Origin of the sequence: Amycolatopsis sp. NPDC049868, assembly GCF_044461365.1 — a bacterium.
GTDB lineage: Bacteria > Actinomycetota > Actinomycetes > Mycobacteriales > Pseudonocardiaceae > Amycolatopsis.
Window position 1 is genome coordinate 587,947 of the sequence record NZ_JBITKV010000004.1, and the last position, 21,309, is coordinate 609,255.

Here is a 21,309-nt window from a genome sequence, read left to right on the forward strand (position 1 = left end):
TCGAAATGGCGACCACGACAGACCCCCAGCAGACGCCCGCGGCCGGTTCCCTCGGCGAGCGGCTCCGGGTGCCTTCCCGGTTCCCGTACCGCACCATCGCGATGGGAACCATAGGCAGCACGCTGCTGATGCTGGCGGCGCTCGGCGCCGGTGGCATCCTCATCCGTGACCCGATCCTGGGGCACGGACCACTGTCGTGGATCCGCTACGGACACGGCCGCATCCTCGCCAACGTGATGCTGTACACGGGCTTCGCGCTGATCATCTGGGCGTGGGTCCGCCTGGGCCGCTACGCGCTCGCCGGCCGGATCGGCAGCCGCCCGATCGTCATCGCCGCCGCCTGCTGGATGGCGCCGTTGCTGGTGTCGCCGCCGCTGTTCACCCGCGACGTGTTCTCCTACCTCGCGCAGGGCGCGCAGCTGTTGCACGGTCTCGACCCGTACGCCAATGGCCCGGCCGAACTGACCGTGTTGCCGGACGTCGTGCAGAACGTCCACCCGCTGTGGCAGACCACCCCGGCGCCCTACGGGCCGCTGTTCCTGCTGGTCGCCAAGGGGATCGTCTCGGTCACCGGCAACGACATGATCGCCGGGGTCATCGCGACCCGGCTGGTCCTGATGATCGGCCTGGCCGGCATGCTGTGGTCGCTGCCGCGGCTGGTCAAGCATCTCGGCGGCAAGCTGCCGATCACCCTTTGGCTCGCCATCGCCAGCCCGATGACGGTGATCCACCTCGTCGGCGGCCCGCACAACGACCTGCTGATGCTGGGCTTCCTCACGGTGGGCGTGCTGGCTGCGTTGGAGCGCAAACACGTCGTCGCGATCGTCCTGGTCACCATCGGCATGCTGATCAAGCCCACCGCGGCCTGGGCGCTGCCGTTCCTGGTCTGGGTATGGGCGAACCACCTGCCCGGCGACCGGAAGGTGGCCAACTTCTTCCGCGCGGGCGCCGCGTCGGTCGGGATCTTCCTGCCGGTGTTCGTGGCGGGCACCTGGCTCTCGCTCGGCTCGGTCAACCTGGGCTGGCTGACCGGCCTCAAGGCGCCGACGCTGATCGCGAACTGGATGAACTTCCCGACCGGGATCGGCGAGATCTTCTACTCGCTGGTGAACCTGGTGATCGACGTCGAGGTCTCGCCGTTCGTCACGGTGTTCCGGGCGATCGCGATGATCGGCCTGTTCGTCTTCGCCGGCTGGCAGTGGTGGCTGGCCCGCGACGGCGGTTACCCGGCGATCCACCGGATGGCGATCGTCCTGCTGGCCGGTGCGATCGTCCCGCCGCCCTCGCTGCCGTGGTACCTGACCTGGGGTTTCGTGGTCCTGTCGGCCTTCGAATGGCGTCGCCGGAACCTCGCGGTCGTCGTCGCGGTGTCCGTGTTCGTGACGCTGGTCTACTACCCGACAGGGGAGCAGGCCCTGTACGACTGGTGGTTCATGGCCGGCGTCGTCGCGGCGAGCGTGTACGCGGCCGCTTCGCTGCTGCGGCCGGATCCGCTGGGGATCATCGCCGCGTGGCGGGGGAAGCCGGCGGAGCAGTTCCTGCCTGCCGAGGCTCCTCGCTCGTCCTGATTTCAAGTACGTGATGGCCCCCTTCCTTGCGTCTAGCGCAAGGAAGGGGGCCATCACGTACTTGGGCTTGGTGGGAGGCCGCCACGACCACGCCTGCGAGCCGCAACAACCGACCGTGAAGGCCTCCTTACCTACCCTGAAGGTAGTGAAGGAGGCCTTCACGGCCATCACGTACTTGGGCGGAGCGGTCGCGAAGGGCGAGTTTCCTCGGCTGAGCCGCGTGAAGGGGGCCTTCACGCGCTCTGGACGTGAGGGTTGCGACTCCTGAGGCGATCTGGCGTTCCGTGAAGGACTTCGCCCACCAAAGTGTATAACGACCTATACGGCACGGCGAAGGCCGTGTTGCCGTAAACCGGCAACACGGCCAAAAAGCTCAGGAGGAGCGCCATCCGCTCCAGGAGTGAACGAGCGTGCTCACCACAGCATGCGGTGCCGGTTGCGCCTCGTACTGCGGATACTTCTCCCGCAGCAACCGCACCGACGGCACCTGCTCGTCGGGATCCGTCAGCACCCGGGCGACACCGTCAGCCCGAGCCCACCACAGCCCGGCCCAGTCCTCGTCGTAGTGGTCGGTCAGGAAGCTGACCACCGGGTTCTCCGCGATGTTCTTCAGTCGCCGCAACGCCGTCGTGCTCTTCGGCTTGTGATCGATCGCGAAGGCCACCGAGTCGCCTTCGACGACGAACGTCACCGGCACGAGGTGGGGGACGCCGTCCGCGTCGGCCGTCGCGAGTCGCGCGATCCGCTCGCCTTCGAACCTTGACCGGGCTTCGGCAGGCGTCATCCGCATGCCCGTGACGGTACCTAGTTCGAGCGTCGCACGCGGAGCACGTTGTCCGACCGTGTTCCGTGCTGTCCCTCCGGGCCGGGGAAGTCGTGCGTGATCAGATCCTGTCGCTCCACGGTCCATTCGCCGTCGGCCAGGGCCAGCGTTTCGAGGACCTCGGCGGTCGTCGGGAAGTGGACGTCCTTGTGCGGCGGTTCGTCCATCCACGTCGGCCAGCCGGCGTGGCCGGCGACCACCAGGGTCCCGCCCGGTGCGACGGCCTCGGCGGCGCGGCGGAGCGCCTTGTCCCGCTCGCCGTCCTCCGCAACGGGAGAGTGGAAGAACTGTGCGGAGACGAGGTCGAAACGGCCCTCCGGGAACGACTTCGCCAGGTCGTGGCGTTCCCAGGTGATGCCCTCGGCTCCGGCCTCGGCCGCGTGCGCGGCGGCGCGCGCGAGTGCGACGTCCGAGATGTCGACGGCGGTGACGCGCCAGCCCTGCTGGGTGAGCCAGATGGCGTCGCCGCCCTCGCCGCAGCCGAGATCGAGCGCCGTGCCCGGCGTGAGGGCGGTGACCTCGTTCACCAGGATCGGGTTCGCCTTCCCGCTCCAGACCTGGTCCTTGTCACGGTAGAAGTCTTCCCAGAACTGCTGTGTCGAATCCATGACCGCAAGATGCCCCCGGTCCGGCCGTCCTCGCAAGTTCCGTTGCCGTTATGGCAAAACCAGGAGCGTCCCCGCGTCGGCGTCCAGGGTGGCCCGTGCCCCGAGGGGGATGGTCGGCGAGGCCGGGAGGTGCCCGGCGCCGAAGTCCCATGCGATGGGCACGCCGAGCGGTCCGAGCCGGTCGAGCATCAGGGCGCGGATCTCCTCGGGGTCACCGCAGGACTTCCACGAACCGAGCACGAAACCCCGGACACCGTCGAGCCAGCCGGAACGCAGTAGCTGGGTGAGCATCCGGTCGATCCGGTAGGGGCTCTCGGTGACGTCCTCCAGCAGCACGATCGCGTCGTGTGCCGAGCCCTGTTCCGGCGCGCCGAGACCTGACGTCAGCAGGGCGAGGTTGCCGCCGATGAGTGTCCCGGTCGTCACGCCCGCCACCAGCGGCGACGACGTCGGCGAGGCGATCAGCCGCACGCTTTCCGGTTCGAACAGCGACAGCCGCAGGTGTTCGGCGGCCACCGCGTCGAACAGGGTGGTCGCGGGCATGGGGGAGAACAACGTCTCCAGTCCCAAGTGGACGTTGACGGCCCGGTGCAGTGCGGTGACGTCGCTCGATCCGGCGAACATCTTGGGCCCGGCCGCCTTCAGCGCCGCCCAGTCGACCAGGTCGAGCATGCGCTGCGAGCCGTAGCCGCCGCGGGCGGCGAGGACACAGGTCACTCCCGGATCCAGCCAGGCCCGGGTGAACTCGGCTGCCCGCACCTCGTCGGAAGCCGACAGATAGCCGGCGGAGGCCGCGCGGACGCACTCGCCGACATGGACCTCGACGCCCCAGTCGAGGAGCACCGGTAGCGCCTTCTCGACGAGGTCCGGCGGGACCGGGCCCGCCGGGGCGACCAAGGCGATCGTGTCGCCCGGTCGCGTCTTCGGTGGCCTCACCGGCTCAGCCGCAGCTTCGGCACGCCGGGCGTCTCGAAGCCGAAGACCTGGCCGTAGAACGACAACTCCGCTTCGAGTGCGGCCACGATCGTCTCCGCCTTCCGGAACCCGTGCTGTTCGCCTTCGAACCTCAGGTACGCGTGGTCGATGCCGCGTCCGGCGAGTCCGGCCACGAACCGGTCGGCTTGCTCGGGCGGGCAGATCTCGTCCTCCAGACCTTGCAGGAACAGCAAGGGACCGGCGAGGGTGGCCGCGTTGTTGATCGGCGACCGGTCCCGGTAGCGCTGTTCGGCGTCGGGCAGCGGCCCGATCAGCCCGTCGAGGTAGCGGGACTCGAAGTCGTGTGTCTCGCCGCCGTCGCCGGTCCACTGAGTGAGGTCGAGGATCGGGTACATGACGGTGCCCGCGCGATAGGTCGTCGTGGTGGTCAGCGAGGCGGCGGAGGTGTACCCGCCCGCGCTGCCGCCGCGGATCGCCAGCCTGTCGCCGTCGACGGTGCCTTCGGCGGCGAGGGCTTCGGCGACGGTGACGCAGTCGGCGACGTCGACTACGCCCCACTGCTCCCGCAGCCGTTCGCGGTAGGCGCGCCCGTAGCCGGTCGAACCGCCGTAGTTCACCGTGACGACGGCGATCCCGCGGCTGGTGAAGTAGGCGATCTCGTGATCGAGCACCGCGCTGTCCCGGCCGGTCGGCCCGCCGTGCGGGTACACGAACAGCGGTGGCAGTTCCCCGTCCGGCGCGGCGAAGTCGGCGTTGGTGGGGAGATAGAGGAAGGCCGGGATCTCGTCGCCGTCGTCGGTCTTGAAGATCCGCTCGACGGGCGTCGACAGGTAGGCGGGCGAAGGCGGTTCGGGTGCCGAAGCGAGTTCGGTCACCGTTCCACGGGCGAGATCGACCTTCACGACCGCGGCTTCGCGCTTCGGGCCCGCCGCGATGCCGACGACGCAGCCTTCGTGGACGGCCAAACCGTTGGTGGACCACGCGGTCAGGTCGGCGGCGGCCGGTACCGGGGTCAGTTCCCGCGTCGCCTCGTCGAGGACGGCGAGCCTGCCCGAGGCGATGACGGCGAACCGGCCGTCCCCGAGCGGCGTGAACCAGCGGGCGCCGAGTTTCCACTGCGCACCGCCGATCTCCTGTTCGGCCGGGGCCAGGTTCGTGATGCCGCCGTCGAGTCCGACGCGGTGCAGGTTCCACCAGCCGTGCGGGTCGAGCAGGGCCAGCAGGCTGTCCGGCCACTCCCAGTCGACCTGGCAGACGGAGACGTCGGCGGCGCCGGCGAGCACGCGGTGCGGCCCGAAGGTCCCGTCTTCGCGGAGTTCCGCGACGCACAGTTCGGTGCCGTCCCAAGGCATCGCGGGGTGGTTCCAGCCGAGCCACGCCGCACGCGTCCCGTCGGGGGAGAGCTGCGGTGCGGTGAGGAAGTGATGACTGGCCGTCAAAACGCGTTCCGGGCCGCCGTCGAGGGGAACCGCGATGAGGTCGCGGGCGATGTCGACGCGCCGGGGTCCGGTGCTGCGTTCGCGGACCAGCCACACTTCGCCTGCCCGGCCGGGCCGGAGGTCGCTGTAGCGGATCTGGTGCCGTGTCGCCGGTTCCGGGGTCAGTGGCGTCGTCTCGCCGGTGGTCAGGTCGCGACGGTAGACGCGCTGATCCGTCCAGTGGGTGAAGACCAGGACGTCGCCGAGGACGAGCCAGGGACGGCCGCCGTACTCGTGGACCCGGTTCCGGACGTTCCAAGGAGCGGGAAGGACGTCTTCGACCGTGCCGTCGGCGCGGGACCGCACGAGGGTCACGCGGCCGCCTTCACCTGTTCTCGCTTCGGCCCACCAGACCTCGTTTCCCGCCGTTCCGAGCCATTGCGCGCTGACTCCCGAGGCCGCGACGTCGGCGGCCGACAGGGGAGACGTCCAGGTGCCGTAAGGGGCGATCTCAACCACGGTTGAAGACTAGGAGCGCCCCTTTGTCCGTGTCGGTCCGGGGCACAGCTCGTACAGCCGGTTTTGTCGAGCGGTTTCGCCCTCGGCGGAACCATGGGGCGGCGGATGCCGATCATGTGGCCGTGGCCTAGTGTCAAAGGTGCCATGTCTCGCGTAATCCACGTCTTCCGCCAGCCCGACCGGTTCGTCGCAGGAACCGTCGGCGAGCCCGGCGACCGCACGTTCTACCTCCAGGCGTCCGAGGACGTCCGCACGATCAGTGTGACGATCGAAAAACAGCAGGTCGTGGTCTTGGCCGAGAGGCTCAGCTCGCTGCTGGAAGAGGTCGCCAGCCGGTTCGGCGCGGATGTACCGGACGACGCGCCCGACGAGCTACTCGACGTCGACCCCTTGACCGTTCCGGTCGAGGAGGAGTTCCGCGTCGGCACGATGGGACTCGGCTGGGACGCCGACAGCAGTGCCGTCGTCATCGAACTGCTCGCGATGACGGAAGGCGAGGTGGACGAAACGGTCGTTCTGGACGACACCGAAGAGGGGCCGGACGCCGTCCGTGTCTTCCTGACCCCCGGTGCGGCGCGCGCCTTCGCGGAACGGGCGGACCGGGTGGTCAACGCCGGCCGCAAGCCGTGCCCGCTGTGCGCGGAACCGCTCGACCCGGCGGGCCATATCTGCCCGCGTCAGAACGGGTACCGGCGCGACGTCGACGTCCTCGAGGACTGACCAGGTGGCGGAGACTTCGCGGGAGCTGGTGACGCGCGGCAAGATCGACGTCGAAGGCAGGCTCGTCGACGCCTCCAACGTCACGTTGTTCTGCACGATCGAGCTCGACGGCGTCACCGGCAACGTCGTGTACAAGCCGGTTTCCGGTGAGCGGCCGCTGTGGGACTTCCCGGACGGGACGCTCGCCGGCCGCGAGGTCGCGACGGCCATGATCGCCGACGCTTCCGGGCTCGGCGCGATCCCGCCCACGGTGCTGCGCGACGGTCCGTTCGGGCCCGGCATGGTGCAGCTGTGGGTCGAGACCACCGATGAGGAACTGGTCGATGTCCGGTCCCCGGAGAGCGTGCCGGACGACTGGCGTGTCGTGCTGCACGCGCACGATCGCGACGGTGAACCCGCGGTGCTCGCGCACGCGAACCGGCAGGGGATGCGGGAGCTGGCCGTCCTCGACATCGTGGTCAACAACACCGACCGCAAGGGCGGTCACGTGCTGGCCGGCGCGGACGGCCGCGTCTACGGCGTGGACCACGGGATCTGCCTGCACACCGACCCGAAGCTGAGGACGGTGCTCTGGGGCTGGATCGGCGAGGGGCTGACCGAAGACGAGATCGGCAAGCTGCGTGGCCTGCGCGAGCGGCTGGACGGCGAACTCGGTGACGCGCTCGGCGAGCACCTCACCGGATTCGAGATCCGCGCGTTGGCCGAGCGCACCGAACTGCTCGTGGCGGAGGCCGTCTTTCCCGAGCCGGGCGACGACTGGCGTGCCATCCCGTGGCCGCTGTTCTGATCGACGACGAGGCGCGTGCGCGTCTGATCAGGCGGTTCGGCGAGGAGGCCACGGCGTGGTGCGACGAGCTGCCCGCTCTCGTGGCGCGGCTGGCGGCACGGTGGGGGCTCACCGTCGTCGACGCGAAACCGGGTAACACCGGGCGGACCCTGATCTGTGCCGGGGACGACGGAGCCAAGAAGGTTCTCAAGCTGACGCCGGATCACACGATCGCCGCGTCCGAGGCCGCTGCGCTGCGGGCATGGGATGGGTGCTCGCGGGTCGTGCAGGTGCTGGGCACCGAGCTCGCCGACGGGGCGATCCTGCTGGAAGGCATCGACCCGGGCACGCAGTTGCTGGAGGCGGGAGCGGATGTCCCGTGGGCCGAGGTCGGCGACCTGCTGGTCCAGATCCACGCGGTGACCCCGCCGCCGGAGTTCTCGACGCTGGAAGACCGTGTCGTGTTCATGTACGGCCTCGCCGAGCGTGGGCTCCGGGGTTCGGCGGCCGAAGCCACGCTCTCACTGGAGACCCTCGATCGGGCGAGGTCGCGGGCGCTCGCGCTCGCGACCGGCGGGGGACGAAAAGCGATCGTGCACGGCGACCTGCATCCGGGGAACGTCCTCGACGGCGGGCGCGGGAGAGGAGCGGTCGCGATCGACCCGCGACCGAGTGTCGGCGATCCCTCCTTCGATCTGGCCGACTGGGTCACGTTGCCGATGCGCGAGGGTGGAACGCTCGAAGACGGCTTCGACGCGATCGCGCCGTATCTGCCGGGTTTCGACGCCGACCGGGTGCGCGCGTGGTGCGTCGCGCTCGCGCCGCTGTTCGTGATGCGGCCGCTGGAGCGGGGCGAGCGGACCCCGTTCGTCGAAGCCATGTTGTCGATGGCCGCCTGACCGGCGTGGCGGGGAGACGCCGCCCCCGGGCGCCGCTAGCGTCGGGCGCCGTGCGCTCCCATTCGTACGACGACGTGCTGTCCGGCCCGCGTAAGCGGAAGATCCCCGAGGTGCCCGCGGAACCGGGGCTCGTGGTCGAAGACCCGGCCAGCGGCTACTGCGGTGCCGTGGTGAAGATCGAGTACGGCAATGTCGTCCTCGAAGACCGCCACGGCAAGCATCGCGTGTTCCCGCTGAACCCCGCGGGTTTCCTGCTCGAGGGCAAACCGGTCACGCTGGTGCCGGCGAAGGCGGCCCCGAAGACCCCGGCCCGCCGGATCTCCGCGTCCGGGTCGGTCCAGGTCCAGGGGCTCAAGGCCCGGGTCGCCCGCGATTCGCGGATCTGGGTGGAGGGCAAGCACGACGCCGAACTCGTCGAGCGGGTCTGGGGACACGATCTGCGGGTCGAAGGCGTGGTCGTGGAACCACTCGATGGGGTGGACGTGCTTTCCGATCGCATCGACGAGTTCGGCACCGGCCCCGGCCGGCGGCTCGGCGTGCTGGTCGACCACCTGGTCGCGGGCAGCAAGGAGTCCCGGATCGTCGACGCGATCCGCGACGAGAACGTGCTGATCACCGGGCATCCGTACATCGACATCTGGGAGGCGGTGAAGCCGTCGGTCGTCGGTATCCGCGCCTGGCCGAAGATCCCGCGCGGCACGGAGTGGAAAGAGGGCGTCTGCGACGCGCTCGGCTGGGGCGAGCCGTGGGAGGGCTGGCAGCGGATCCTGGCGGCGGTCGGGAGCTACCGGGATCTGGAAACGCCGCTGATCGGAGCGGTGGAGCGGCTCATCGACTTCGTTTCCGACCCGGGCGAAGAGTCCTGAATGACCGATTTGCGCGAGGTCACTCAAGGTCACGCGTCGGTCACGTCGGTTTCGCTTCTTCGGTATGAATCGACGCGATCTGGGAGCATGAACGCATGACAGGCGCTCTCATCTGGCTGATCGCCGGCATCCTCTTGATCATCGCCGAGCTGCTTTCGGGTGATCTGTTCTTGCTCATGGTCGGCGTCGGAGCCCTGTTCGGGGCGGGCTCGGCCGCCTTGACCGGCAACCCGTTCATCGATGTCGCGGTGTTCGCCGTCGCCTCGGTCGGGATGCTCGTCCTCGTCCGCCCGACCCTCAAACGCCGGTTCCTCGCGGGGCCGGGCATCAAGACCAACACCGACGCGCTCATCGGTGCGCGAGCGATAGTAGTGTCCACAGTGGACGGCGATGCGGGCCAGGTCAAACTGGCGGGCGACGTCTGGTCGGCACGGACCATGACCGAAGGGGAACCGATCGCCCCGGGGACGTCGGTGACGGTCGTCGAGATCTCGGGCGCCACGGCGGTCGTCTCGGCCGAGCTGTGAGCCGGATGGCCGCACAGCAGCAGGTTTCTACGTAAGGGGAAGGTAGTTGTCAGAAGCAGTGGTGTTCATCGTCGTCGGACTGCTCGCGTTGTTCGTGGTCGTCGTCGTGGTCAAGGCGATCATGGTGGTGCCGCAGGCGCAGTCCGCAGTGATCGAACGGCTGGGCCGGTTCCGGACCGTGGCTTCTCCCGGCCTGACGTTTCTGGTGCCCTTCCTGGACAAGGTCCGGGCGCGGATCGACCTCCGCGAGCAGGTCGTCTCCTTCCCGCCCCAGCCCGTGATCACCGAGGACAACCTGACGGTGTCCATCGACACGGTCGTGTACTTCCAGGTCACCGACTCGCGGGCCGCGGTCTACGAGATCTCGAACTACATCGTCGGTGTGGAGCAGCTGACCACCACGACGCTGCGTAACGTCGTCGGTGGCATGAGCCTCGAGCAGACGCTGACCTCGCGCGACTCGATCAACAGCCAGCTGCGCGGGGTGCTCGACGAGGCCACCGGCCGCTGGGGCATCCGCGTCGCCCGTGTCGAGCTGAAGGCGATCGACCCGCCGCCCTCCATCCAGGACTCGATGGAGAAGCAGATGCGCGCCGACCGTGAGAAGCGCGCGATGATCCTGACCGCCGAAGGTCAGCGTGAATCGGCGATCAAGACCGCGGAAGGTCAGAAGCAGAGCCAGATCCTCGCGGCCGAAGGTGCCAAGCAGGCCGCGATCCTGAGCGCGGAGGCCGAGCGGCAGTCGCGGATCCTGCGGGCGCAGGGTGAACGAGCCGCCCGGTACCTGCAGGCACAGGGTCAGGCGAAGGCGATCGAGAAGGTCTTCGCGGCGATCAAGGCCGGGCGCCCGACGCCCGAGGTCCTGGCGTACCAGTACCTGCAGACGCTGCCGCAGATGGCGCAGGGCGACGCGAACAAGGTCTGGATGATCCCGAGCGACTACGGCAAGGCCTTGGAAGGCTTCGCCCGCGCACTTGGCGCCCCCGGCGACGACGGCGTGTTCCGCTACGAGCCGCCGAAGGAAGACCCCGTCGAGAAGCCGGACCTGGAGGACGAAGAGGTCCAGGGCTGGTTCGACACCTCCAGCGACCCGAAGGTCGCCGAGGCCGTCGCGGCCGCGGAAGCCGTGGCGCGTAAGGAAGTTCCGGCGCTGGGTGTCGCGACACCTCGGCAGGAGCCGCCCGCTCCGCGTCAGGTTCCGAAGGCCACGCCGGCTCCCGAGCCGGAGGCCGCTCCGGAGCCCCCGCAGACTCCGCCACCTTCGCGACTGCCGCAGCCGCAGCCGCCCGCGGGTCCGCAGGGCGGTCCGTACCAGGGGCCGCCGTCGCAGGGGCCGGGCAGTGGCCCGTTCCCGCAGCAGGGGCCGTTCGGTGGTCCGCAGGGCGGTCCGCCGCCGCAGCGCTGAGTCTCTGGCAGTACATGAAGGCCCCCTTCCTTGCGTCTAGCGCAAGGAAGGGGGCCTTCATGTACTTTCGGGGCTGCTCACTGGACCTCGATCGCGGTCGAAGTTGCAGGCTGGCGTCATGGACCGACCGATTCTCGAGGTACGAGATCTTCTCGACGAGCCGCGACTGCCTGCCAGCGTCGCCACCACCACCGGCCGGGGCAACCCGGCATTGGCGACGATGTGGTTCCTCGCCGAGGAGGGCAGGTTGTGGTTTCACACCCCGGTGACGGACGGCCCGCCGTCCCCGTTCCTGGCTGCGGCTCACGACCATCGCGAAGTCGCTGTCATGGTCGCGACCTTCGATCCGCCCGATGACGTCCGTCAGGTGCGGACGAGCGGCCCCGCGCGGCTGGAGGCCAAGGACCTGGCCCGGATCCGTCGCATCTACGAACGCTACGTCCCCGGCTGGTCGCCGGACTGGGCGAAGCATGCCGCGTCGCCTGACGCGCGGCTGTGGTCGATGTCCCCGGACCGGGGTATGGCCGTGGCCTACCCCGGTCTGGAGAACCGTCCGGTGTTCCGCTGGGCGAATCCCGCGGAAGCACCGTTCAGCTCCTGAGGAACTCGAGCGTCCGGTACTCGTCGACCACCGAGGCGAGTTCGGCGATACGGGCCTGCCCGGCGTCGATGAGCCGTTGCCCCGCGCGCGACCACTGCTCGAGATCGGGGGACATCGGCGGGATTTCGGCCAGGATTTCCGCGCTTTCGGCGAGGCTGAGGCCGACCCGCTGGGCGGCGACCGCGAGCCGGATCCGGCAGATGGCGTCGATCGTGAAGCGGCGCGCGTTGCCCGCGGTGCGCTCGGCGGTGATGACGCGGTAGCGCTCGTAGTACCGGACGGCGTTGGCCGAAACCCCGGCCTTGCTCGCGACCTCGCTGATGGTCAGATGGGCGTCGAGCGGGGATCGTGTCGATGTCGTCATGCCGCGCTCCGTACCGTCGTGGGTTCCGCTGTCGGGGCGGCGGGCCGGGTCCGCAGCCTGACCACCAGGGCGAGCACCATGACCGCGAGCACACCGACGAGAGTCAGACGATACGCGTCGACGATCTCGCCGGTGAGCGCCGAGCCCGCCGCCGGATCGCTCAGCGCGGCCAGGCCTCGGCCCGCGCTGGCCGCCGCGATCAGCCCGCTGAACACCGCGCTCACCACCGCGGTGCCGACCGCGCTCGCGATGGTGCTGGCCAGGGGGAGGATCGCGGAACCGGACGCGAGATCCGGTCCGCGCAGGTCGCGGCCCGCGCTCACGATGGTGGGCATCATGATCGCTCCGGTGCCCGCTCCCTGGAACACGCCCAAGATCCCCAGCACCAGGTAGGGCGTGTCCGGCGCGAGGACGAGCACGGTCAGGGCGGTCGAGGCGATCGCCAGGCTCAGCCCCGTCCCGACGACGATCCTCGGCCCGAAGCGTTCCAGGACGCGGGCGGCGAACTGGATGGTGATGCCCATCCCGATCGTGCCCGGGACCATCATCACCGCGCTGATCATGGGCGAATCGCCGCGCATCACCTGAATGTAGGCGGGCATCAGCAGCATCGAGCCGAAATAGGGCGCGGCGTACAGCACGAGGACCGCGGTGTTGCGCCCGAAGGTCCGGTCACGCAGGAGCCGGACGTTCAGCAGCGGGGCGCGATGCCACCACGACCTTCGGATGAACACCGCCATGAGCGCCAGCCCGATGGCGACGATCACCGCCCGGATCTCAAGGCCTGCCGTCTCTTCGCTGAATCCGTACGCCACCGCGACCACGCCGGGGACGAGCAGCAGGCCACCGGCGAAATCGATCGGAACACGGTTCGCCGACGGGGTATCGGCGGGTACCCAGCGCAGCACACCGACGACGGCGAGCAGGGCGGGCGGAACGGTGATGAAGAACAGTGCCCGCCACGACAGCCCGTCGAGCAGGATTCCGCCGAGCATCGGGCCGAGGATCGGCCCGATCAACAGGGGAAGGCCGGTGATCGTGGTCATCCGGCTCCGGCGTTCCGGGGCCACCGCGCCGAAGCCGATGGTCATCCCCAGCGGGTTGATGAGACCGCCGGCGAGGCCCTGCACCGCGCGTGCGGCGATCAGCCATCCCAGATCACCGGCCGCTCCGGCGGCCACGGACGCCACCGCGAACACGAGCAGCGCGGCCAGATACACCCGGCGCGCTCCCCACCGTCGAGCGAAGGTCGCCGCGAGCGGCATCGCCGCGACCATGCCGAGCGCGTAGGCGGTCGCGATCCACTGGATCGTGGTGAGCGACGCGGAAAAGGTGGTCATGAACCGCGGCAGCGCGACGGCGACGATCGTGGTGTCGAGAACGGCCATCAACCCGCCGAGCGCGATCACCGCCGCGATGCGCAGTTCTCTCCCGGTCAGGCGGTTCATGCCGCACTCACCTCGACCGCGACGCGTCCGGCGCGCAGGGTGCGGGCCCACCAGCCCAGTTCCGTCATCGTCGCGGCCAGTGCGCCGCGTTCGCCCTCGGTTCCTTCGTAGCCGTTCGGGCCCAGGCGGGTCCACGGAGCGTTCAGCAGTACCGCGTCGCGGATGGTGGTGGCCCTCAGCTCGGGGAAGATCAGCCGCAGTTGCTCGATCGCCCTGATGCCGCCCGATCCCGCGCCGTACCCGACGAACGCGACGGGCTTGTACGCCCATTCGGTGAAGTGCCAGTCGATCGCGTTCTTCAGCGCCGCGGGGAAGCTGTGGTTGTACTCCGGGGTGACGACGAGGAAGGCGTCAGCGTCGCGCAACCTGTCGCTGATCACCGTCTCGGTGCCACCGGGGCGCGTTCCCTGCAACGGGAGATCGATGTCGGCGAGGTCGATCGGATCGACCTCCACGCCGTCGATCGTGGCGAGTTCGGCGAGCAGCCATCCCGTGATGGCGTCGGCGAAGCGTTCGTGCCGGACGCTGCCGATGATCACGGCGAGGCGGATGGGGGACTGCGTGGTGGTTTCTGTGCTCATGCCGACGACGCTAAAAGTTCGTCCATAGGCGAACTCAAGGCGTTGCGGCAGTGGTCACGAACCCTGGACCTCTATCAATGTCGAGGTTGTAAGGGTGTCGAGAGTTGACATGTAGGAAATCTCCTACGTATGGTCTGGGTATGAACATCGACCGCATCCAGTTCCTCACCGTGCCGGTCTCCGATCTGGCCAAGGCACGGGACTTCTACCTCGGCAAGCTCGGCTTCGATCTGCTCGTCGATGTCAGCGGCCCGCATGGTCCGTTCGTCATGGTCGGGCCCAAGGGGGCGGACACCGGGATCGTGCTCGTCGATCGCGCCGTCGGCGGGCTGGATCACGACACGCGTGTGCACTTCCAGCTGACCACCACGGATGTCGACGCCGACATCGTGGAGCTCCGCGCCCAGGGCGTCGAGGTCGAGGACGCGGAGGAGATGCCTTGGGGCCGTGTGACGTCCCTGAAGGATCCTGATGGCAACGCGATGGGGCTGCTCGAAGCTTCGGGCTACGGGAACTGGCCGCGCTAGTGCCGGTCAACGACGACGTTTTCGCCGCGCTCGCCAATCCGGCTCGCCGTGAAGTGCTGGGCATCCTCCTCGACGGTCCGCGGGCGGCGGGGGAGATCGCCGAACGGTTCGACATGCGGCGGCCGAGTCTGTCGGAACACCTTCGTGTGCTCCGTGAGGCCGGGCTCGTCCGGGAGGAGAGGCAGGGCCGCAATCGCGTCTACTCTCTGGAGGCCGCGCCGCTGCAAGAGGTTTCGGACTGGCTTTCGCCGTACGAGCGGTACTGGCGCGGCAAGCTGGGCAACCTGCGCGACCTGCTGGACGAGGAGGACTTCTGAACGACGAAGATCCGACGGCCGTTCACGTCGACCAGTTCCTGGCGCATCCGCCGCGCAAGGTGTGGCGCGCTGACCGAACCACAGTTGCTGGAACGCTGGCTGCGGATGCCGAACGATATCGAACCCGTTGTGGGACACCGGTTCGAGCTGCTCGCGGATCCTGTTCCCGCCGCGGGCTTCGCGGGCGGCCCGGTCGCCTGCGAAGTGCTGGCCGTGGAGCCGGAGCGGCTGCTCAGCATCAGCTGGGGTCCGGAGTGGACGGTCACGTGGCGGCTTGAGCCGGAGGGGCGCGGGACGCGGCTGTTCCTCAGTCACGAGGGCTTCGACCCCGACGACGATTTCCAACGTATGTCGCGCCGGATCATGGGCGGCGGCTGGCGCACCAGTGTTCCGAAGGCCTTGGCACGCGTATTGGACGAGATGCCGGACTAGCGGAGCGAGCCGCCGGATCGGCTCTCGACAACGGGTCTAGGATCCCCGCTGTGACGGACGAGAAACCGCTCCGAGCCGATGCCCGCCGTAACCGCACACGGGTATTGGAGGCCGCGGAGCGCGTCTTCACGGCCAAAGGCACCAGTGCGCCCACCGAAGAAGTCGCCCGCGAAGCAGGCGTCGGCGTCGGTACGGTGTTCCGGCACTTTCCGACGAAAGAAGCGCTGCTGGAAGCGGTGCTCTTCGCGCGCCTGCACCGCTTCGTCGACGAAGCGGAGGCCACGGTGGCCGCCGACTCACCCGACCCGGGTGCCGCGTTCTTCGGCTTCCTGACCGGCTGGATCGAGATGTCCGGCGCGAAGAACGCCTACTTCGAGGCCCTGTCGGCGGCCGGTGTCAGCGTGCCGTCGGCGGGGTCGGTCATCGGTGTCCGGCTGAAGGACGCGCTCGGCGTGCTGCTCCGCCGGGCACAGGACACCGGCGACGTCCGCAAGGATCTCGGCGTCGACGAACTGATCGCGGTGATCATCGGAACCGCGAAGGCGGCGGAGCATGCCGGGCCCGAATTCCGGGCCCGGACGATCTGCATCCTCTTCGACGGACTTCGGCCGCGTCAGGTGTAGGGGTCCATCGCCGGGCGTTTCGGCATGAGCGCGTCCCCCGAGGACTCGCCACGCAACCTGCGTTTGATCCACGGGACAGCGTGCTCCTTGCCCCACTGGATGTTCTCGGTTCGCCGTGCCTGCGGGCTCAGCGACGGCCTCGGCCCGAGCGCGGCGGGAGTCAGCTTGTGCGGCTCACCGAGCGCGTCAAGGACGGCGATGGCGATCTCGTTGTGTCCCAACGAGTTCAGGTGCAGGCGGTCCGGCGCCCACAGCCGCCTGTCTCGCAGCTGGCGCATCGCCCACATGTCCACCAGCAGTGCCCCATGGCGCGCCGCGATACCGCGGACGTGCTCGTTGTAGATCGCGACGCGGCCCCGGATCCTGCGGAACAACGCGTCTTCGACCCCGTCGACACCGGTGAACAGGATGACCCGCGCCCCGGCGGCGACCACTTTGCCGACCGCGACGTCGTAATCCTCGATGAGGGCGTCGATGTCGACCTTCGGCCGCATCAGGTCGTTGCCGCCGGCGTAGAACGTCACGAGATCCGGGTTCATCGCGAGTGCCGGGTCGAGCTGCTGCGAAAGGACCTGCCCGAGGAGCTTGCCGCGAATCGCGAGGTTGGCGTAGCGGAAGTCCTGGTGGTTGGCCGCGAGTGTGCCCGCGACGCGGTCGGCCCAGCCGCGGACGCCGTTGGGGGACGACGGGTCCTCGTCGCCGACACCCTCGGTGAAGGAATCGCCGAGACAGACTAAGCGGTTGGTCATACCTGGATGTTACTGAAGTGGTCGGGCAAGTCCGGATGCCACCCAGTCCACCGCTCAAGCGGTCGCCTTTCCCTCCGTGAGCTGTCGCAGCATTCGTAGTACCGGGGTCACCGCGTCGTCGCTGGCGACAGCGGACGCGATCCGGGCGGCGTTGTCCCGGTAGCGAGGTGAGCCGGTGGCTTCGACAAGACACCGGGCGAGCCGCGAACCGTCGGCTCGCCCGGCGGGCAGAACGGCCGGGGCGGTACCGAGGGCGACCAGACGGCGCGCCCAGAACGGTTGGTCGTGAGCGTGGGGGACAGGCACCGACGGGACACCTGCGCGCAGGGCCGCCGCGGTGGTGCCCGCGCCGGCGTGGTGGACCACCGCGGCCACGCGAAGGAAGAGCCATTCGTGCGGAACGTGGTCGACGGTGATCACGTTCGGCCCGGTGGTGTCGATCCGCAGATCGGCCCACCCGCGTTGCACCACGGCGCGGTGCCCGGTCCGGGCCAGCGCATCGGCGACGGCGGTGCCGAGCCTCGTCGTGTGGCCGGTCGCCATGCTGCCGAAGCCGATGAACACGGGCGGCGGCCCGGCGGCGAGGAAGTCGAGCAGCTCGGCCCGAGGTCGCCGGCTGCCGGCGACCGGCCACCAATAGCCGACGACCTCGGCGCCGGGCCGCCAGTCGTGCGGGCGTGCTTGCACGGCCGGGCTGAACCCGTGCAGCACGGGCAGACTGTCGATCCGCGCCGTCGCCTGACGGCGGTCCTCGGGTGGCAGGTCGAGGGACTGGCGGACCTCACGGACCACCGGCGCGTACAAGCGGGAGGCGAAGCGCCCGGCCAGCGTGCTGAGCGTCCGGTTGAGCGCCGGTCCCAGGTCGCGGGTGGCGATCGTGGAGAACTCGCGGGTGGGCAAGGCGGGCTGCAACGGCAACACCACCAGCGGCACTCCGTGGGCCTCGGCGATCGGCCTGGCTTGCAGCAGTGTCGGGATCGTCGCGGCGATGACGTCGGCGTCCGCCGCGGCGGCGATCAGGGAGGGCAGTTGACGGCGCGCCTGCTCGACGCCGAGCTCGACCAGCGCCCGCAACCCGCGCGCCCCGCCCGCGTTCGCGCGGTGGCCGCGTTCGGTCGCCTCGATCGGTTCCGGGTCGTCCGGCAAGGCGGCGAACCCGATCCCCGCGTCGAGGGCGAGCTGCTCGAACCGGCTGGTCGCGGCAAGGGTCACTCGCACCCCGTGCCGCTGTAGCGCCTGGCCGAGACCGGCGTAGGGCGCGTGGTCGCCGTGGCTGCCGGTGGTGATGATCAGCAGTCGGGTCATGGTGTCCTCCGGCAGGCGTGGTCGGCGAAATCGGCCAGCTCGCGGCCATAGGCTTCGGGGTCGAACCGCGGATCACGGGCCCAGCGCGACGCGGCGGCGTCGATCGCTCCGCGCAGCGCGGTGGCCACCGCGTCGGGGTCGAGCGACGGCCGGAATTCGCCGTCCGCGACACCCTGGCGAAGCAGCGGGACAAGGTCGAGCACGGCAAGCTCGGCACGTTCTTCGGCGCTGCGGGCGGGGTCGTCCAGCCAGTGCCGGATCACTTCGTCGAGCCGCCATCCCTCGGGGCTGCGGTAGCCGCTGGACAGCTCCACGAGTGCCATCGCCTCGGTCCGATGTGCGGCGGTGAAGGCGAGGTTGGCCAGCAGGTATGCCCTGAGCCTGGCACCGGTGCTGTCTCCCGCCGCCCGGACGGCGGCGGCGATGGCGGCAGCGCCGCGCTGGTAGATGTCCAGTACCAGCGCGCCGACCAGCGTGTTCTTGTCCGGGAAGTGGTAGAGGATGCCGCCCTTGCTACTGCCGATCGCTTCGCCGATGCGGACGAGCGACGCGTTGGCGTAACCCACTTCGACGATCACCCGCGCGGCACCGTCGAGGATCTGCCTGCGCCGAGCCTGCTCGATGAAACTCAGACCATCTGGTCTTTTCTCCGACCGCATGGTCTGAAAATAACGCGGATGGCGCGAAATCGGCAACCAAGACGGTCTCTTGACAGGCTTCGGCGACGATTCATACATTCATACAGCCATTGTCAATCTGTATGAATGACGCTGGGAGTTGGTCCGCATGCGACTCGGCAAGACCGCCGTCGTCCTCGGTGGCAGCGCCGCCGGACTCTGCACCGCGGGAGCGCTCGCCCCGTACTTCGACGAGGTGGTGGTGCTCGAACGCGACGAACTGCCCGCCGAGGCCGAACATCGGCGCGGGGTACCGCAGAGCAAGCATCCGCACTTCCTGCTGAACTCGGGCCGCCGCGCGATCGGCGCGCTGTTCCCCGGATTCGAGGACGACCTCGTCGCCGCCGGCGGACTGCATCTGATGCCGTCCATGGACGCCGCGTATCTCGACGGGAAGGGCTGGTCGGCGCGGAAACGCAGTGCGATGACGATGATCTACGGCTCGCGGATCCTCATCGAACGCGTACTGCGCGACAAGGTCCGAGGCCTGCCGAACGTCACGATCCGCGAGGGCGTGGCGGTGAGCGGGCTGACGACACGGGCGGGTGTCGTCACGGGCGTCGGCTTCTCCGCCCACGAGGGCGACGAACACCTCGACGCCGACTTCGTGGTCGACGCGATGGGCCGCGGTTCCTCCGTCGGCGCTTGGCTGGTGGCGGCCGGCTGGCCCGAGCCGGAAGTGCGGACCCTCGACGCCAAAGTCACCTACACCTCACGCTGGTACGACCTGCCCTCACCCGAAGAACGGCCCCCGTCCTGGTGGTGGCGGCATCTGGTGATCATGCCGACCCCCGACAAGGGCGAGCATCCGGACGAGCACGAGTTCCTGGTGAACTTCTTCCCGATCGAGGACAACCGTGTCATCGCCTGCATGGGCTCTTGGGGCCTTGAAATGCCGCGTACCACCGAGGCGTTCGTCGAGTCGGCCCGCCGGGTGCGGGCGCCGTTGTTCGCGGCCGCGATGGACCGGTCGACCCCGACCTCCGAGGTACATCTGACCCGCTCGACCGGGAACAAGTGGCGCCGCTACGACCGGCTCCGCACCCCGCCGGAGCGCCTGGCGTTCGTCGGCGACTCGATCTGCGCGTTCAACCCGTTCTACGCGCAGGGCATCAGTTCCGCCGCGGGCTCGGCACTGCTGTTGCGCGAGCACCTCTCCCGTGCCGGGCGTCTCGGCCCGGAGTTCTCCGCGCGATTCCTCGCGGCGCAACGAAAGCTGCTCAACGTGCCGTGGAGCCTGGCGATGGCGAGGGATCAGGGCTACGCCTGCGCGGTGGGCACCGAAAAGGCGCCCGAGTGGAGGCGCAGGCTGCTCGAAGCGGTGTCCGGGCCGGCCTTCAGGCTCATCGTCGGTGCCGCCCGCGAAGACGACGTCGTCGACGAGCACTTCGCGAAGGTGTTCAACCTCGACGAATCGCTGCGCGACATGATGACGAACCCGCGGGTGATCGCGGGGCTCGTGCGCTACCGGATCCGGGCCGCGCTGGGACGGCACCGGGTCCCGTTCGACTTCGACGCCCGCGCCGAACCGCCGGTCACGGACTATTCGCCGAAAGGCGCCGCCGCCGAAGCTGCGGTCTCCCGGTGAGCGCCCTGTGCGGGCCGGACGCGGAAGCCGTCACGCGAGGACTCGGTTTCGACTGTCACGACGTCTCCCCGTGGCTCTCGATCCGCGCGCCGTGGACGGAAGCCCACTGGACGATGCCGCTACTGGAACTGCTCGTCGTCGGCGGAGCCGTGTTCGCGCTGGTGCACGCCGTCCGGCGGTACCGCCAGGGCGACTCGACGAATCTGGCGTTGTGGTGCGCTTCGCTGGTCTACCTCTTCGTCATCGAACCGCCGTTGTACTTCCCGGAGTGGTTCGGCCTCGAGCGGCAGTACGGCTTCATCTTCGCCCACAACCGGTTCACCGTGCAGTTCATGTGGGATCGGCTGCCGCTCTACATCGTGGCGTTCTACCCGATGATCAGTCAGCTCGCCTACGAACTCGTCCGGTCGCTCGGGATCTTCCGTGCCCGGGGCGCCTTGATCGGGTCCGTGGCCGTCGCCTTCGCCTGTCAGGTCTTCTACGAGGTCTTCGATCATCTCGGCCCGCAGGTGAAATGGTGGGCCTGGAACGGGAACAACCGGATCGTCAATCACCCGGCGCTGGATTCGGTGCCGATGACCAGCATGTTGCTCTTCGCGTCCGTATCGATGGGCGCCATGACCTATCTGGTGGTGCGGCTGGCGGGCGGCGCGCGGCGAGGGTGGTCACTGGTGGCGCGCATCTTGCCGGCCGGGGTCCTCACCCCGCCGAGCATGGCGATCGCCGGGCTCCCGTCGAGCCTGCTCGACGGGAACGTGACCGCGCAGGTGTGGGTTCTCGGCGTCGAGCTGGCCCTGCTGTGGCTGGCCGGAATCTGGATCTTCGTCCGGCACGGACGTCCCGAAGAGCCTTTGGCACCCTTCGCCCGGTTCTATCCCGCTGTCTATCTGGGCGGGATGGCCGTGTTCTGGGTGGGTGGCGTCATCGAGAACGGCACTTCGATCGGGAGCGGCTTGTACGCACTGGCCTGCTTCGTGACCGCAGGGCTGATGCTGGGCGCGCTGTACCGGGTGCGCCGCGCGACACCTGCCACCGTCTGAGA

Annotated in this window: 24 protein-coding genes; 14 read left to right on the forward strand and 10 right to left on the reverse strand. The window is 69.2% G+C overall.

All coding sequences use genetic code 11. The annotated features are described in order from the left end of the window. The first annotated feature begins 5 nt into the window (after window positions 1–5). Entirely contained in the window at window positions 6–1,568 is a 1,563-nt protein-coding gene (gene mptB / locus ACIBTM_RS21270; RefSeq protein ID WP_395878769.1) for a polyprenol phosphomannose-dependent alpha 1,6 mannosyltransferase MptB, read from the forward strand. Window positions 1,569–1,941: 373 nt separating this feature from the next. Here the strand turns inward: mptB and ACIBTM_RS21275 are convergent, their stop codons facing one another. The 4 genes from ACIBTM_RS21275 to ACIBTM_RS21290 are packed head-to-tail and all read right to left on the reverse strand — an operon-like array spanning window position 1,942 to window position 5,872. Then, on the reverse strand, window positions 1,942–2,358 hold the full coding sequence (locus ACIBTM_RS21275) for a TIGR03668 family PPOX class F420-dependent oxidoreductase (protein WP_395878770.1): 417 nt from the start codon (window positions 2,356–2,358) through the stop codon (window positions 1,942–1,944). Between the two features lie 14 nt (window positions 2,359–2,372). Next, window positions 2,373–2,999, reverse strand: a complete 627-nt coding sequence (locus tag ACIBTM_RS21280) for a class I SAM-dependent methyltransferase (RefSeq protein ID WP_395878771.1) — start codon at window positions 2,997–2,999, stop codon at window positions 2,373–2,375. Between the two features lie 48 nt (window positions 3,000–3,047). Further along, complete coding sequence (locus ACIBTM_RS21285) at window positions 3,048–3,935, reverse strand: LD-carboxypeptidase (RefSeq protein WP_395878772.1); 888 nt, start codon at window positions 3,933–3,935, stop codon at window positions 3,048–3,050. Further along, complete coding sequence (locus ACIBTM_RS21290; RefSeq protein WP_395878773.1) at window positions 3,932–5,872, reverse strand: prolyl oligopeptidase family serine peptidase; 1,941 nt, start codon at window positions 5,870–5,872, stop codon at window positions 3,932–3,934. The genes ACIBTM_RS21285 and ACIBTM_RS21290 overlap by 4 nt, the downstream gene beginning before the upstream one ends. A gap of 144 nt (window positions 5,873–6,016) precedes the next feature. Here ACIBTM_RS21290 and ACIBTM_RS21295 point away from each other — a divergent pair, with 144 nt between their 5' ends. From ACIBTM_RS21295 to ACIBTM_RS21325, 7 genes are all read left to right on the forward strand, one after another. Continuing rightward, window positions 6,017–6,592 (forward strand): DUF3090 domain-containing protein, encoded by a 576-nt coding sequence (locus tag ACIBTM_RS21295; protein ID WP_016334235.1) that lies wholly within the window; start codon window positions 6,017–6,019, stop codon window positions 6,590–6,592. 4 nt (window positions 6,593–6,596) lie between these two features. After that, complete coding sequence (locus ACIBTM_RS21300) at window positions 6,597–7,379, forward strand: SCO1664 family protein (protein ID WP_395878774.1); 783 nt, start codon at window positions 6,597–6,599, stop codon at window positions 7,377–7,379. Beyond that, the gene (locus ACIBTM_RS21305; protein WP_395878775.1) at window positions 7,364–8,257 is read left to right on the forward strand and encodes an aminoglycoside phosphotransferase family protein; all 894 of its coding nucleotides are present in this window, start codon (window positions 7,364–7,366) and stop codon (window positions 8,255–8,257) included. The genes ACIBTM_RS21300 and ACIBTM_RS21305 overlap by 16 nt, the downstream gene beginning before the upstream one ends. 50 nt (window positions 8,258–8,307) lie before the next feature. Next, window positions 8,308–9,123 carry a DUF3097 domain-containing protein gene (locus ACIBTM_RS21310; RefSeq protein WP_038513733.1) on the forward strand — a complete coding sequence of 272 codons (816 nt, stop codon included), beginning with the start codon at window positions 8,308–8,310 and terminating at the stop codon, window positions 9,121–9,123. 95 nt (window positions 9,124–9,218) lie between these two features. Next, complete coding sequence (locus ACIBTM_RS21315) at window positions 9,219–9,650, forward strand: NfeD family protein (protein ID WP_395878776.1); 432 nt, start codon at window positions 9,219–9,221, stop codon at window positions 9,648–9,650. Window positions 9,651–9,708: 58 nt separating this feature from the next. Then, the gene (locus ACIBTM_RS21320) at window positions 9,709–11,055 is read left to right on the forward strand and encodes an SPFH domain-containing protein (RefSeq protein WP_395878914.1); all 1,347 of its coding nucleotides are present in this window, start codon (window positions 9,709–9,711) and stop codon (window positions 11,053–11,055) included. Between the two features lie 118 nt (window positions 11,056–11,173). Beyond that, window positions 11,174–11,656: a hypothetical protein gene (locus tag ACIBTM_RS21325; protein WP_395878777.1), complete on the forward strand. Its 483-nt coding sequence runs from the start codon at window positions 11,174–11,176 to the stop codon at window positions 11,654–11,656. Here the strand turns inward: ACIBTM_RS21325 and ACIBTM_RS21330 are convergent. The 3 genes from ACIBTM_RS21330 to ACIBTM_RS21340 are packed head-to-tail and all read right to left on the reverse strand — an operon-like array spanning window position 11,646 to window position 14,049. Continuing rightward, the gene (locus ACIBTM_RS21330; protein ID WP_395878778.1) at window positions 11,646–12,020 is read right to left on the reverse strand and encodes a MerR family transcriptional regulator; all 375 of its coding nucleotides are present in this window, start codon (window positions 12,018–12,020) and stop codon (window positions 11,646–11,648) included. The two genes, ACIBTM_RS21325 and ACIBTM_RS21330, sit on opposite strands and share 11 nt — an antisense overlap. Next, window positions 12,017–13,468, reverse strand: coding sequence for a DHA2 family efflux MFS transporter permease subunit (locus ACIBTM_RS21335; RefSeq protein ID WP_395878779.1), 1,452 nt, complete (start codon window positions 13,466–13,468; stop codon window positions 12,017–12,019). Before ACIBTM_RS21335 ends, ACIBTM_RS21330 begins: the two co-directional genes overlap by 4 nt. Continuing rightward, complete coding sequence (locus ACIBTM_RS21340) at window positions 13,465–14,049, reverse strand: NADPH-dependent FMN reductase (RefSeq protein WP_395878780.1); 585 nt, start codon at window positions 14,047–14,049, stop codon at window positions 13,465–13,467. The genes ACIBTM_RS21335 and ACIBTM_RS21340 overlap by 4 nt, the downstream gene beginning before the upstream one ends. A gap of 140 nt (window positions 14,050–14,189) precedes the next feature. Here ACIBTM_RS21340 and ACIBTM_RS21345 point away from each other — a divergent pair, with 140 nt between their 5' ends. The 4 genes from ACIBTM_RS21345 to ACIBTM_RS21360 all read left to right on the forward strand — a co-directional run bounded on the left by ACIBTM_RS21345 (window position 14,190) and on the right by ACIBTM_RS21360 (window position 15,948). Next, on the forward strand, window positions 14,190–14,576 hold the full coding sequence (locus ACIBTM_RS21345; protein WP_395878781.1) for a VOC family protein: 387 nt from the start codon (window positions 14,190–14,192) through the stop codon (window positions 14,574–14,576). After that, on the forward strand, window positions 14,576–14,893 hold the full coding sequence (locus tag ACIBTM_RS21350; protein ID WP_340682021.1) for a metalloregulator ArsR/SmtB family transcription factor: 318 nt from the start codon (window positions 14,576–14,578) through the stop codon (window positions 14,891–14,893). Before ACIBTM_RS21345 ends, ACIBTM_RS21350 begins: the two co-directional genes overlap by 1 nt. Before the next feature lie 105 nt (window positions 14,894–14,998). After that, complete coding sequence (locus ACIBTM_RS21355) at window positions 14,999–15,325, forward strand: SRPBCC domain-containing protein (RefSeq protein WP_395878782.1); 327 nt, start codon at window positions 14,999–15,001, stop codon at window positions 15,323–15,325. Window positions 15,326–15,375: 50 nt separating this feature from the next. Further along, window positions 15,376–15,948, forward strand: coding sequence for a TetR/AcrR family transcriptional regulator (locus ACIBTM_RS21360; RefSeq protein WP_395878783.1), 573 nt, complete (start codon window positions 15,376–15,378; stop codon window positions 15,946–15,948). Here the strand turns inward: ACIBTM_RS21360 and ACIBTM_RS21365 are convergent. From ACIBTM_RS21365 to ACIBTM_RS21375, 3 genes are read right to left on the reverse strand one after another with little or no spacing between them, the layout of a single operon-like run. Continuing rightward, on the reverse strand, window positions 15,939–16,697 hold the full coding sequence (locus ACIBTM_RS21365) for an SGNH/GDSL hydrolase family protein (protein ID WP_395878784.1): 759 nt from the start codon (window positions 16,695–16,697) through the stop codon (window positions 15,939–15,941). The genes ACIBTM_RS21360 and ACIBTM_RS21365 overlap by 10 nt on opposite strands. Window positions 16,698–16,751: 54 nt before the next feature. Beyond that, window positions 16,752–18,002, reverse strand: a complete 1,251-nt coding sequence (locus ACIBTM_RS21370; RefSeq protein ID WP_395878785.1) for a glycosyltransferase — start codon at window positions 18,000–18,002, stop codon at window positions 16,752–16,754. Further along, window positions 17,999–18,661: a TetR/AcrR family transcriptional regulator gene (locus tag ACIBTM_RS21375; RefSeq protein ID WP_395878786.1), complete on the reverse strand. Its 663-nt coding sequence runs from the start codon at window positions 18,659–18,661 to the stop codon at window positions 17,999–18,001. Before ACIBTM_RS21375 ends, ACIBTM_RS21370 begins: the two co-directional genes overlap by 4 nt. Before the next feature lie 127 nt (window positions 18,662–18,788). On the opposite strand from ACIBTM_RS21375, the gene ACIBTM_RS21380 reads away from it, so the two are divergent. Together ACIBTM_RS21380 and ACIBTM_RS21385 are read left to right on the forward strand one after the other, a co-directional pair. Continuing rightward, window positions 18,789–20,267 (forward strand): FAD-dependent oxidoreductase, encoded by a 1,479-nt coding sequence (locus tag ACIBTM_RS21380; RefSeq protein ID WP_395878787.1) that lies wholly within the window; start codon window positions 18,789–18,791, stop codon window positions 20,265–20,267. Then, window positions 20,264–21,307 (forward strand): hypothetical protein, encoded by a 1,044-nt coding sequence (locus ACIBTM_RS21385; protein WP_395878788.1) that lies wholly within the window; start codon window positions 20,264–20,266, stop codon window positions 21,305–21,307. Before ACIBTM_RS21380 ends, ACIBTM_RS21385 begins: the two co-directional genes overlap by 4 nt. Window positions 21,308–21,309 lie beyond the last annotated feature (2 nt).